General features: G+C 57.8%; 10 protein-coding genes and 2 pseudogenes. 3 read left to right on the forward strand and 9 right to left on the reverse strand.

Features of this window, described 5'->3' with window-relative positions; all coding sequences use genetic code 11:
- Positions 1–111 precede the first annotated feature (111 nt).
- Entirely contained in the window at positions 112–732 is a 621-nt protein-coding gene (locus tag ACM6IQ_RS22120; protein WP_414879853.1) for a hypothetical protein, read from the forward strand.
- Positions 733–800: 68 nt separating this feature from the next.
- Here ACM6IQ_RS22120 and dapF read toward each other — a convergent pair whose 3' ends face one another.
- From dapF to mqo, 5 genes are all read right to left on the reverse strand, one after another.
- Entirely contained in the window at positions 801–1616 is an 816-nt protein-coding gene (gene dapF, locus ACM6IQ_RS22125; protein ID WP_414879854.1) for a diaminopimelate epimerase, read from the reverse strand.
- A 58-nt stretch (positions 1617–1674) separates the two neighbouring features.
- Complete coding sequence (locus ACM6IQ_RS22130; RefSeq protein WP_414879855.1) at positions 1675–2574, reverse strand: hypothetical protein; 900 nt, start codon at positions 2572–2574, stop codon at positions 1675–1677.
- Positions 2575–2680: 106 nt separating this feature from the next.
- Positions 2681–3799: a glycosyltransferase 61 family protein gene (locus tag ACM6IQ_RS22135; protein WP_414879856.1), complete on the reverse strand. Its 1119-nt coding sequence runs from the start codon at positions 3797–3799 to the stop codon at positions 2681–2683.
- 40 nt (positions 3800–3839) lie between these two features.
- Complete coding sequence (locus ACM6IQ_RS22140; RefSeq protein ID WP_017338121.1) at positions 3840–4985, reverse strand: hypothetical protein; 1146 nt, start codon at positions 4983–4985, stop codon at positions 3840–3842.
- Positions 4986–5231: 246 nt separating this feature from the next.
- Positions 5232–6878 carry a malate dehydrogenase (quinone) gene (mqo, locus tag ACM6IQ_RS22145; RefSeq protein ID WP_414879857.1) on the reverse strand — a complete coding sequence of 549 codons (1647 nt, stop codon included), beginning with the start codon at positions 6876–6878 and terminating at the stop codon, positions 5232–5234.
- Between the two features lie 382 nt (positions 6879–7260).
- Between mqo and ilvD the strand changes: the two genes are divergently transcribed.
- Positions 7261–8943, forward strand: a complete 1683-nt coding sequence (gene ilvD, locus ACM6IQ_RS22150; RefSeq protein WP_017338119.1) for a dihydroxy-acid dehydratase — start codon at positions 7261–7263, stop codon at positions 8941–8943.
- Positions 8944–9104: 161 nt separating this feature from the next.
- Here the strand turns inward: ilvD and ACM6IQ_RS22155 are convergent, their stop codons facing one another.
- The 3 genes and pseudogenes from ACM6IQ_RS22155 to ACM6IQ_RS22165 all read right to left on the reverse strand — a co-directional run bounded on the left by ACM6IQ_RS22155 (position 9105) and on the right by ACM6IQ_RS22165 (position 11760).
- On the reverse strand, positions 9105–9968 hold the full coding sequence (locus ACM6IQ_RS22155; RefSeq protein WP_414879873.1) for a methyl-accepting chemotaxis protein: 864 nt from the start codon (positions 9966–9968) through the stop codon (positions 9105–9107).
- Positions 9963–10718: pseudogene (locus tag ACM6IQ_RS22160) on the reverse strand (MCP four helix bundle domain-containing protein); the annotation flags it as partial. The pseudogene ACM6IQ_RS22160 and the gene ACM6IQ_RS22155, both read right to left, overlap by 6 nt.
- Positions 10719–11004: 286 nt before the next feature.
- The gene (locus ACM6IQ_RS22165; protein WP_414879858.1) at positions 11005–11760 is read right to left on the reverse strand and encodes a DUF72 domain-containing protein; all 756 of its coding nucleotides are present in this window, start codon (positions 11758–11760) and stop codon (positions 11005–11007) included.
- A 160-nt stretch (positions 11761–11920) separates the two neighbouring features.
- Here ACM6IQ_RS22165 and ACM6IQ_RS22170 point away from each other — a divergent pair, with 160 nt between their 5' ends.
- Entirely contained in the window at positions 11921–12352 is a 432-nt protein-coding gene (locus ACM6IQ_RS22170; protein ID WP_414879859.1) for a nuclear transport factor 2 family protein, read from the forward strand.
- A 111-nt stretch (positions 12353–12463) separates the two neighbouring features.
- Here the strand turns inward: ACM6IQ_RS22170 and ACM6IQ_RS22175 are convergent.
- Positions 12464–12672, reverse strand: a pseudogene (locus tag ACM6IQ_RS22175) (PLD nuclease N-terminal domain-containing protein).
- Between the last annotated feature and the right edge of the window lie 352 nt (positions 12673–13024).

The raw sequence follows: 13024 nt of genomic DNA on the forward strand, positions 1-13024 counted from the left end.
AACAGGTCCTGGAGCAGTCGTCAGTGGTGCGGTTGGAGGGATTAAATTCGGTACCGCTGGTTATTTTGGAGCTGGTTGGCTCACCGAATTTCTTCAGGAATGAGGCCGATAATGAACATTTTCAGTCGTATCAAGACCTTCCTAAAGCAAGAGCCAGAAGAGCAGTTTGTCGGATATTCAGTACCAGAACTGAAATCAGTTTTCGCTAAAGCTTCATTACCCCGTAATAGTTTTCTGCTCCCCCCTGGAACTAACTCTTTAAAAGGAATAGGCATTGCAGCCTATTACACTTCACTCATAATTGACCAACGAGACACTCTTGATTTTTTTGCACTCATTGAATCAAATTTCAACTACGCAACCGAAAGAGCCTTCAACGATCTATGCGTCAAAAAATATTCAAACACCCATAAAAATGAACATTTGATTTTTTTCACATCTTCCAGAGAATTCAACTCCGTAACCGTACGACTGGTCACCAATAGCACTGAATTTTTGGCTGCCATCGTTGACGAGAAATTTTCCGTGCCTCCTCCATGGGTTGCGTTCGAAGGCTACAACCCTTCCTGGTGGGGAGGTCATATGCAAGGCGCCCAGGCTTACTACAACGACAACTATTTCCTTCCCTTTTTCACTGAACTGAGTGACTTAGAAAGACTGGCGTATTACGCAAGATTTGAAGCAACGGATGAGTGGATCAAAGCCTTGGACCTAATGTATGACGTTGAATGAATTATTCCATTCAGGTCTGCTTCGAAGCCCAACGGGGAGCTCCTCTGGTTATCACGAAAAAGCAGTAATCAAATTTGCAATAAGCCGTCCGCAATTGTGCCCGAAAAACTCGCCTCCACCGGCCCAACGAGCAACGCCGCCCCCGCGCCATCCCATTGAACGATTACAGTCCCGCCATCACATTCAACCTCAACGGATTCATCCAACAAGCCCCGACGAATCCCATTAACAACAGCCCCACAACAGCAAGAACCCGAACCAAGCGGAATCCCACCCCCACGCTCCCAGATGCGCAATCGAATGTGTTGGCGGTCAATGATCTGAACGAAATGCACGTTCGTTTTGAGCGGAAACAACGGATCGGTTTCGATGACGGGGCCAATTGCCGCGATATCAATCGCCGTCAGATCATCCACAAAAAAAGTGCAATGCGGATTGCCCATGCTGCATGCGGTCGGGCCACCTTCCAGAGGCAACACGAGCGTGTCCATTTCCTGAGCCAAAGGAACATCCGACCAGGCAAAAAGCGGCGCTCCCATGCTGACCGAAATGGCGCCGGTGGAGGTTCGTTCACAGCTCAGCAATCCACGGTTGGTGCGGAGCGCTATCGAGGTGGAATTGGCTTCACGCATCAGCCTGTCCGCGGCACCGCGGGTTGCGCTGCCACACACATCCAGCGGCGAGCCGTCGGCGTTCCAGAACTCCAGGCGTGCGGCGGCGTCATCGCAATCGAGTAGCACCGCGAGCTGATTGAATCCGATGCCTCGGTTGCGATCGCCCATTCGCCGAGCGATGGCGCTGGTCACTGGGTTGGCGGAGTTTCGTGCGTCGACAATCACGAAGTCATCGCCATTGGCGTGCATCTTGTGAAAACTCAGCGGCATAAACAGATCCTGGCGAGGCGGCAAGTGGGATGGATCTAGCCCCATTCGCAACGCTTTTTCAAGCTGGCCGCGAATAGCGCTCGATCACCCCGCAGCCAAGAATTTCGCTCAGGCGTTTTCCATCGCTCATCCGGCGAAACAACCCCGGCGTCTGCCACGGCGCATAACCGTCGATGTTGGGGGCGCCCAACCCGGCCATCACGTCGGCGATCAGGACCGAGCGCGTCTCGAACGAGATCCGCGTCAGGCCGGTGCTGTTGCCGACGCCGGCATGGGCATGAGCCCCGGAAAAGGCGATGAGGCTGCCCGGCTCGATCTCGACGGCAATCCCCTCCTCCGAATCAATCGCCTCCAGCAGGTGCGGGATGGCCTCGTCGGCGTCCACCGCATTGCGCCCATCCTGATGGGAGCGCTGCAGAATGGCACGCATATCGAAGGTGACACTCGAGTTGAGCAGCGGCCGTTGCCACAGGCCGGGGTATAACGCGAACGTCCGCCCGGCCGTGACCGGATAAACCGGCGCCCACCAGTTGGTCTGCGCGTACAGGTTCGAGCCCCATGTGTCGCGGTGGAAGGCGATGGTGGCCGTGGTGCGGGCGCGTGGGGTGAGCTGCTCGGGTTCCCGATGGGGCTGGAAACGCAAGTGCAATCGGTCACACGCCAGAGAATCCGGGGTCAACCCGAGCTGTTCGATGACGGCGTGCCATAGACGCTGGATCTCGGCCGAGCGAGCGAATTCGTTCTGGCATTTGGCGAACAGGACTGTCTGCTGTTCGTGGTTCAAGTGGCGATGGATATGTTGTGGCAGCCAGGGATGCAGCGCGTCTTCGACGAATGCACGGGTGAACCCGACCAGCGCGTTCATTGCCGGTAAATCCGCGGCAAGCAGGATGTCGCCGGCGTAGACACGGTCGTGGAAGTGGCGAGCGGTGCCCGGGCGAGCAAGCAGGCTGTACATGACCAGAGGTTCCCTGAAGAGGCGTCCTCGACTGTAGATCTGCCCCCATCGTTACGAAAGTGGCAGATCGGGTAAAAAAATACGGATCAGCAGGCCATGGCAGCCGTCATGAAGGAAACAGGTCGAGTGTGCGCTCCACCTCTTCAATATCGATTTTGAAGCCATCGCCCTCAGGCGTTCCGACCACAAAACCAAAGTTCTGCTGGTCACGATCCGTCAGGTATTTGAAATAACTGACGAAGCGGTTCGGTGGCTGCAGCGTCAGCAACGAACCTCCCTTCTGCAGCACATTGACGCCATGTACCAGCTGACTGCCTTCGACCCCGATCACGGTCCGCGCTCCGGCGCAGGTGGCCACGATGGTCGGGACGTCGGTTTTCAAAGGATCGAGTACGCGAAACCCTCGAGTCTTGCGCAGATGTTCGGCGATCTCGAGTTCGTTGCGCAAAAGGCGCAAGTCACCGGCGCTACCGCGAAGAATGAACACACCAGGGTGATCCTCGTGGCTCACGTGCGACAGCAGCTTTTCACCCATGGCCCGGTAACGCAGGTGCCTGCTTTGGTTGTTGCTGAAATCGTCGAACAGCACGAGCTCATGAAAAAACGCGCCGTTCAAGCGGACGGGCTTCATGCCCAGCCAGTCTTCGTACGCGAGGGTCTGGGCAGACAGAGGAAACCGCGCGGAGGGCGCGGTGGTCACCGGGATGCCCTCGTCGCAGGCCAATGGATAGGTCGGGAAGTCTTCCATCAACCGCGTGCCAAACCAGGTGTTTCCATTTTGCGTGCAGAAGACGGCCCCGCGGTCGATCTCGTTCTCCACGACAATGCGCGGAAACCTGCCAGGTTTCAGAGACAACCAGAAACTTGCGTTGTCCTTGTAGAGCGCTCCATCGATCAGCCAGACATTCTCGAGCAAGTAACCCCGTGTCGGGCCTTGGACCACTTCACCCAGCCCTTCCATCGTGCGCGCGGGATGCTCGAACGGGTAAAAGCGCTTTGCCTCCCATCCCGTCACCCGTTCCATTTGACCGGGCAGGAAGAAAGCGGGTGGAGAATACGATACGCCACCCGGCGCAACGTCCCAGCGTTTGACCGCCAGGCTTTTCAGGTTGATCTCTGCCTTGCGCGCAAGTCTTTTCCTCGCCATGTGCCTGTAGGCAGCAAGGGTCCATTTCCTTCGATTGCCTGCGGGCGAAGCAGTGATTGGCGAGACATCGCTTTCCATGAAAAGTCCTCCCTTCAGGACAGAGTGTCCTGAAAAATACTCAGCTGGATGGAATCCTTTCCATAACGGGTGGGGTCTGCAAGTTAGCGTAGCGACTGCGCAAGGTTTCGAGGAACTGTTCGCCCGAATTCTGGGCGCAGTAGAGATAAATCTTGTGCAGCCCGCCGAATACCATTTCATGATAGCGGCTGGCGGCTTCTTCATCGCTGGGCCCGTCAGGCAAGCCAAGGTGAAGGGTCAATTCCTTTCCTTCGGCAGCGAAAAGCGGCGTGTCCCACAGGAATCTGGCGACACCGGTCTTGGGCAGATGCAGAAACATGTAAGCGTGGTTACCCAGGGAATCAACGTCACCGCCGCGCCTTCTTTTCCATCTCAGCAGTCCATCATCTGGTCGGGCCACGCAAAGACCGATGTCGTAATAATCGAAGCCTTCATTGATCGCCGATTCAAGCGCCATGAACGTGGTAATCGCGTTGACTTCGCCCAGCCGTTTGGCATCTGAAAAAATCGCCTCGGTGTATCCGAAGCGCAGCGTGCTCCAGTAGCGTTTTCCACCACGCGTCACGACGCAGCCAAGGTGACAGCCAATCACCTCGCCCTCCCGCTCGATAAGGTCAAGCCGCCCGACAGTCCTGGCTATCCTGAACACTTCCTCGGTCGGAAATTGCGCAGCGTGGATGCCTTGCCTCGCCAGGGCATAAGGCCGCAGCATGTCCCTGTCGGCCTGTGCAATTTCTTCATCCAGCAGCGCCGGCCTCATGTGATAGAGCGGTCGGTTCTTGCGGATGTTTCGGCGCAATTCACTGTCGTACTTTGCGGTGATGTCTTCGATCGATCGCCCCAACGGAACGACAGCACTCAGGTACAAGGGAACAGACAAAGCCCCCGGGGTCCGCACTTCACTGACCACCACCACATGATTCGACGCAGCGGCTACCGGCTCGCCGTCAGTCACAGGGATATTTTTCCCGCCGATGAGCAGCTTGGCCATCTCCCGCTGCTGTTTCCTTCCGATATAGAGAATCTCGTAAGGGCTGTCCTTCTGCAGCCTGAACCTGGCAACCTCCCAGCGCCAGACACACGCCCGTCCAAGGATGTCTTGCCACCAGTTTGCAGCGTTCCGTATCTCATACCGCATTGAAGGCGAGATGAGTTTTCGGATAACGGCCGCCACGTTCTCTTTCATTGCTTCGTCATCCTTGTGGGTTTTCTGTGCAGATCAGAAAAAGATCATGACTGAACTTCAAGAGGCGTGTTTAAACCTTGATATTGAAGGCATATTTTGTAAGGCAACGCTCGCAGATTCAGTACTAGTAAAGATCAAGGTAGAGGGTTTGCAAGCGACATGCCGGTCTTTCCGTTTGAAACTCCCGTTCACAAAAAAGCCCACTGACCGTCATCGGTTCAGTGGGCTTTTCGATTACGCCTCTGGTTACAGAGCCATATCGCTCGCAGCGTTGGCTTTCGGTGCCTTTGGCGCCTCGGCCGGAGCAGCAGCCGGAGCCGCCACCTGACCGATTGCAGGCGGTGGAGTCAGCTGCAACACCTTGGCGGTGTAGGCCCACTCTTCAGCCACTTTTTCAGGGCTGCCATTCAGCTGAGTGCCGTAGCTCGGCACGATCTGGTGCAGCTTTTCCTGCCAGGCAGGCGAAGCCACCTTGTCCTTGAACACTTTCTGCAGCACGGTCAGCATGATCGGCGCAGCAGTCGAGGCACCCGGCGAAGCGCCCAGCAGACCGGCGATGGAGCCGTCAGCGGAAGCCACGATTTCGGTGCCCAGTTTCAGCACGCCACCGGCCGCTTCATCACGCTTGATGATTTGCACGCGCTGGCCGGCTTGCCACAGGCGCCAGTCTTCGGCCTTGGCGTTCGGGAAGTATTCTTTCAGGGCGTTGAGGCGGTCTTCATCCGACAGCATCAGTTGGCCGGCGAGGTACTCGACCAGCGGATATTCCTTGATGCCGACCTTGGTCATTGGCCACACGTTGTGCGTGGTGGTCGTGGTCAGCAGGTCCAGGTACGAGCCTTCCTTGAGGAACTTGGTGCTGAAGGTCGCGAATGGGCCAAACAGGATGACGCGCTTGCCGTCCAGGACACGGGTGTCCAGGTGCGGAACCGACATTGGCGGAGCGCCAACGGAGGCCTTGCCGTACGCCTTGGCCAGATGTTGCTCGGCGATGGTCGGGTTCTCGGTCACGAGGAACGAGCCGCCGACCGGGAAGCCTGCGTATTCCTTGGCTTCAGGAATGCCGGACTTCTGCAGCAGGTGCAGGGCACCGCCGCCCGCGCCGATGAACACGAACTTGGCGTCGGTTTCGGATTTAGTGCCGTCTTTCAGGTTCTTGTAGCTGACGCGCCAGGTGCCGTCTTCGTTCTTGGTGATGTCTTGCACTTCGCTAGACAGTTTCAAGTCGAATTTCGGGGTCGTTTGCAGGTGCGCAACGAACTGGCGGGTGATCTCGCCGAAGTTCACGTCGGTGCCGATCGGGGACCAGGTGGCCGCGATTTTCTGGTTCGGGTCGCGCCCTTCCATCATCAGCGGGACCCACTTGGCGATCTGCGCCGGGTCTTCCGAATACTGCATGCCGGCGAACAGCGGGCTCGCTTGCAGGGCTTCGTAGCGCTTTTTCAGGAACTTGATGTTGTCATCGCCCCACACAAAGCTCATGTGCGGTGTGGAGTTGATGAACGAACGCGGGTTCTTCAGCACGCCTTGCTGAACCTGCCAGGCCCAGAACTGACGGGAAATCTGGAACGCTTCGTTGATTTCAACGGCTTTCGGGATCGAGACGTTGCCTTTCTCGTCTTCCGGTGTGTAGTTCAACTCGGCCAGGGCAGAGTGACCGGTACCGGCATTGTTCCAGCCGTTGGAGCTTTCCAGGGCGACGCCGTCGAGGCGCTCGATCATTTCCATCGAAGTGCCAGGTTCCAGCTCGTTGAGCCAGACACCGAGGGTCGCGCTCATGATGCCGCCGCCGATGAGCAATACATCGACTTTCTTTGCCTCTTCCGCGTGAACGGACGTGATCCCCATCGACAAAGCCAGCCCCAGCAGGGCCGTGTTCATTTTCTTAAACATCTGTAGCACCTTTGATAAACGCCATCCGCCCTTCCATCTTCACTCGCAAGCCCTTGTTTTACGGCATTCAGGCAGGATGTCGTGGGTACTCGCACATGAAGACTGGAGGGTGGGCACACAAGGCCGACGTGTTCCATCGACCTCAGTTTATATGTCCCTTCTGAACTGACTTTTTATCTTTATTGGCTTCAGCTACTTGAGCGACAGTGATTCTGTTGGCGCGTCTGTGGACGCGCAAACTGAATAGGTCAAACCAAGTTGGGGCGAAGAATATCACGACATCGCAAACCCGCGCGTCTGTTCCCGACCTGATAGTCCGAGCATAGACGCCGAGGCCACTATACTCATCGTGATTTTCTCGGCGAGCCGGTGAGGAGCAGTCATGAGCGATAAAGACAACCTGCGCAAATATTCCTCTCAAGTGGTCGACGGCGTGGAGCGCGCGCCCGGCCGCTCGATGTTGCGCGCCGTGGGTTTCACGGACGAGGACTTCAAGAAGCCGCAGATCGGCATCGCCTCGACCTGGGCGATGGTGACGCCGTGCAACATGCACATCGACAAACTGGCGATCGAGGCTGAAAAAGGCGCGAATGCCGCCGGGGCCAAGGGCGTGATTTTCAACACCATCACCATTTCCGACGGCATCGCCAACGGCACGGAGGGCATGAAATATTCGCTGGTGTCACGGGAGGTCATCGCCGATTCAATCGAAGTGGTGGCCGGTTGTGAAGGATTTGACGGACTGGTGACGGTGGGCGGCTGCGACAAGAACATGCCGGGCTGCCTGATCGGCATGGCGCGACTGAACCGCCCTTCCATCTTCGTCTATGGCGGTACGATCCGCCCGGGCGCCGGCCACACCGACATCATTTCCGTGTTCGAAGCCGTGGGCCAGAATGCGCGCGGTGACATCAACGAAATCCAGGTCAAGCAGATCGAGGAAGTGGCGATACCCGGCGCCGGTTCCTGCGGCGGGATGTACACGGCCAACACCATGGCTTCGGCCATTGAAGCATTGGGCATGAGCCTGCCCGGTTCCAGCTCCCAGGACGCCGTCGGCAGCGACAAGGCCTCGGACAGTTTCCGCGCTGGCCAGCAGGTCATGGAGCTGCTGAAGCTGGACCTCAAACCCCGGGACATCATGACCCGCAAAGCCTTCGAAAATGCGATTCGGGTGGTGATCGCCCTCGCCGGCTCGACCAATGCGGTGCTGCATCTGCTGGCCATGGCGCACGCGGTGGATGTCGAGCTGACGCTGGATGATTTTGTCGAGCTGGGCAAGGTGTCGCCGGTGGTGGCCGATCTGCGCCCCAGCGGCCAATACATGATGAGCGAACTGGTCGCCATCGGCGGTATTCAACCACTGATGAAGCGCATGCTCGCGGCGGGCATGTTGCATGGCGATGCCATGACCGTGACCGGCAAGACCCTCGCGGAGAACCTCGAAAACGTGGCGGATTACCCTGAAGGTCAGGATGTGATTCTGCCCTTCGACCAGCCGGTCAAAAAGGATTCCCACCTGGTCGTGCTGCGCGGCAACCTTTCGCCCTCCGGCGCGGTGGCCAAGATCACCGGTAAGGAAGGCCTGCGTTTTGAAGGCACGGCGCGGGTCTATCACGGTGAGGAAGGTGCGCTGGCCGGCATTTTGAACGGTGAAGTGAAAGCCGGTGACGTGATCGTGATCCGTTACGAAGGCCCCAAGGGCGGCCCCGGCATGCGCGAAATGCTCTCGCCGACGTCGGCGGTCATGGGCAAAGGCCTGGGCAAGGACGTTGCGCTGATCACCGACGGCCGTTTCTCCGGTGGTTCGCACGGATTCGTGGTGGGGCACATCACGCCGGAAGCCTTTGATGGCGGGCCGATTGCGTTGATCGAAGACGGCGACAAAATCACCATCGATGCCGAAAGCCGGCAGATCACAGTGGACGTTTCCGATGCTGAAATGGCCGAGCGCAAGACGCGCTGGGTGCGGCCGGAATCGAAGTACAAACGCGGGGTGTTGGCGAAGTATGCGAAGACGGTGTCGAGTGCTTCGGAGGGGGCTGTGACGGATAAGTATCTTTAAGCCGTAGTTCAGCTTTGACTGATCTGACGCCATCGCGAGCAGGCTCGCTCCCACATTGGATCTCCTGTGCACATCAATACCGTGTACTACAACGATAAAAATGTGCGAGCGAGCCTGCTCGCGATGGCGCCCGGTCAGGCGACATCAATGTTGGATGGGCTTCACAACCGAAACCGATCCACCGACTGCGAAAGCTTACCCGCCAGCGCCGACAAATCATCCGTGGTCGAAGCCGTCTGGCCAATGACCTTGCTGTTGCCTTCCGACATGCCCGCAATTACCTCCACCTGATGCGCGATTTCATTGCTGGCCAGGCTCTGCTCGCCGATCGTGCGGGAGATGTCGTTCACCAGTTGCGTGGTGTTCAGCGTGGCTTCGAGGATTTCGCGGATGGCCCGTTCGACGTCGGCAGTCACGGCCATGCCTTTGTCGACCTGGGCCACGCCCGCCTCCATGCTGGTGACCGCCTCGCGGGTGCTTTGCTGGATGCGCGCAACCATCGTGGCGATTTCCTGGGTGGAAGCGCTGGTGCGCCCCGCCAGGCTGCGGACTTCGTCGGCCACGACGGCAAACCCGCGCCCCTGCTCCCCGGCCCGCGCGGCCTCGATGGCGGCATTCAACGCCAGCAGGTTGGTTTGATCGGCGATGCCCTTGATCACCTGAATGATGCTGAAAATGCCCTCGGATTCCTTGTCCAGCGTGCGGATGACCTGAGCGGACTGCTGGGCTGATCGCGCAATCCCGTCCATGTCGTTGACCACCTGATGGATCACCCGACCGCCATTCTTGGCCAGTGCCTCGGCCTGGTTGGCCATGTTCAGCGCACGCTCGGCGTGGCGAGTGATGTCCTCGATGCTCGCAGTCATTTCACTCGCGGCGGCGGCCATGGTAGTGGCGGCGGCGCTTTGCTGCTGGCTGCTGTCGGCGACTTCGTGGCAACCATTGCTCAACTGCGCGCTCATACCACTGACGCCATGGGCGTTGCTGCGCACCACTTCGATCATGCCGCGCAAATCGCGCTGCATGGTCGCCAGGCTGCGGATCAGTGCGCTGGCTTCGTCCTTGCGGGTGGGCTCGGCAATCGGTTCGCTCAGGTTGCCGTGGGCGATGCTCTCGGCAATGCGGCTGGCGGTTTGCAACGGCCCCATGATGCTCAAAATCACCCAGCGTCCCTGGACGAGCAACAGCAACAGACTGGCGACGAGCACAATACCGAGCGTGAGGTTGGCGTCACTGATGGCCTGCTGAGTGCCTGCGCTGGTTTGCTGGGTGTTGGTTTCGATCAGCTCGCTGAGGGCCGCCATCTGGTCTTCCAGCTGGCTGAAGGCGGTGTTGAAGTTGCCCAGCTCTTTTTGTGCCGCATCCGGATTTTGCAGGGCCAGCCCGACAATGCGCTCGGCGGCGCTGATGTAGGTATCAAGGCTGGGTTTGATCTTGTTCAAGCCGGCCTTGATGGTGTCGTTGACCGGCAGTTTGAGGTTTTCACCCAGCACTTCACGAAAGTGCGACGCGTGCTCCTCGATGGAACTGCGCACTTCGGCAGGGGTGCTGGTGCTTTTGCCCAGGCCGACCAGCATCGCCGACAGCACGTCGGCGCGTAACGCGTCGTGCATCATGTCCGCTTCGAGGTGATTGCGCAGCGCGGCCATGCTGACCTCGTTGTCGTTCACCGCGGTCGCCATTTGCGAGTTTCCCAGGTAACTGACCAGGCTCATGATCAAAGCCGTGAGCAGACCGGTGCCTATCAGCAGGATCAAACGTAGTTTTATCGACACTCTGTGAGTCCCCTGTCAGTTGGCTACAGCCATTCGCAAATGGCTTCTGAACAGGCTATCGACTGCGGCAGAGGGGAATTGAAGGCTATTTCGATGCGCTCGCGCTTTTACGACATGCGGTCGTCATCGGCGCCTTTTGCGTTTTGCCGCGAAGGGAAACCAGCAGTAACCCGTAACAACTCGACTGCGGGGAGAGAGGCCGAACGCCACGACGATCAATAGCAGCAGGATCAGCAGCGCCAGTTCGTATCGGGGGATGTGGGTTTGCCTGCATGATTTGAGTGACTCACAGGTTGGAAACCGCTTGAACCTTGCAGCCCAGAAGCGCTTGCAGGGTCAACGCATTGCCCAGCGCAAAACCACTGGCGGTGTTATCAAAGATGCACCAGCTGACGGCGCCCGCCTGCTCCGCGTTCCGCACCTGCTGCGCCAGCGCCTCCAGTCGGCTCGGGTCGTAATTACTGTGATAGATGCGCGGCGAACCGTGCCAGCGCCAGTATTGAATGCCCGGCCAGCCACCCGGCCTCTCGCCATCGGCAAGGGGCGATGGGTCGGCAGCCACCCGGCCGACTTTCTGCTCGTTCAACAATTCTTCCGCGTCCCGCCAGCTTTCATGCCGGGGTTCAATCACCACCGGCCCGGCATAACGCAGGCGCAACGCCGCGAAAAACGCCGAAGCGACGCCCTCCTCGTAAGCCAGCGATGGCGGTAACTGCACCAGAATGCAACCTAAAGACTCACCCAGCGCGGTGCACTGGGCCAGAAATTCGTCCAGCAACAGCTCACAGCCCTGCAGGCGCTGCACATGGGTGATGAGCTTGGGCATCTTCACCGAAAAGCGAAAGGCGGCCGGGACCGACTGCGCCCAGCGTAGATAGGTCTGCGGCCGATGCGGGCGATAAAACGAGCTGTTGATTTCAACGGCCGTCAGTTGCGACGCATACCGCTGCAAGTGCGTGCCATCGACAGCAAACGATGGCCAGCAGTCACGAGGCAGGCTCCACCCGGCGCAACCGATGTAAGTCTGATTCAGCTCGTTCAACCAAGCCCCCGGCGACTTCGCGCATGAACATCTCCATAACTTCGAGAAAACCCCGGCCCGCAAGTTCGTTTTTTCATCAGTGCATGCTAGGTTGTACGACGACTGATGAATGCCGTTTAAGGTCCATCACTCGATCACCCACAACAACAAGGAAACACCCATGAAAAAAATGAAAGTGCTGATTGGTTTTCTGTGCCTGTTCAGTGGCTACGTCGCGGCAACCCCGTCCTCCGCTGAGAAAGACGTGGCGCAGGCCGTCGACCACCTGACCCAAGCCATGCTGAAAAAGAACATTCCCGAACTGAACGCACTGACCGCCGAGAACCTGACCTACGGGCATTCCAGCGGGAAGATCCAGAACAAACAGGAATACATCGCCGACATCGAAACCGGGCGAAGCGCCTTCAAAACCCTGGAGATGCAAAACCAGACCATCACCCTGTCCGGTGACGTCGCCCTGGTTCGCAACCATTTCTCGGCACAGGCATTGAAAGGCACTGAAGTGATTCCAACCGAGATCGAAAACTTCCAGATCTGGCAGAAACAGAAAGGCCGCTGGCTGCTGGTTGGACGCCAGGCGTTCAAGTTCTGATTGTTATGTGATGACGGGGATGGGGTATTCGAGCCCTGTCCCCTTTTATTTCAATCAGGGACAGCGTCAGCGCTGACAATCGTCAGCCAAGGCCATCGAGCCCGATAACTTTCAGCCTTGTGAGCCTTTACTGGGCTCAGGGGACGATGGGCCTTCCTTTATCCTAGTGGCCCCGCCACTCCCCAAACAATCAAACCCAGGATGGGGAAGATGATTAGAGCGAGCACCCAAGCCGCCTTTGTACCTCCCGTTTTGTTGCTGCGAAACACGCTGACAATCGCCCAAAGATCGACGAGCAGGTTAATCACAGCGACAGCAATCGCGAATTAGCTGGTAGCTTCAGACATGATGTAATCCATAGATCACCTAAGGGAAAATGATGGGGGTCCTGACTTCAATAGATGCCAGGTCGCCAATACACCCTATGCTGACTGGTATCTCTCACCAGATACCGCACACTCCTGAACACCAGAGAAAAAATGAGCTGAGTAAAACGAACAGTAGAAGCGCGGCGTCACAGAATATTTATATTCGAAGGTGCTACAGCCCAATAGATTACCCATCCTACCGGCGACTCAAAGTCGTCGGCATGATGGTGCGCATCCGGCTATTAGCCGGATAAGTCACGCCTTTTCTGTGGAGAGCATCGACTTCGGGATCAGCAGGATCAAC

It is taken from the genome of Pseudomonas sp. IT-P100 (assembly GCF_949767185.1).
GTDB lineage: Bacteria > Pseudomonadota > Gammaproteobacteria > Pseudomonadales > Pseudomonadaceae > Aquipseudomonas > Aquipseudomonas fluorescens_B.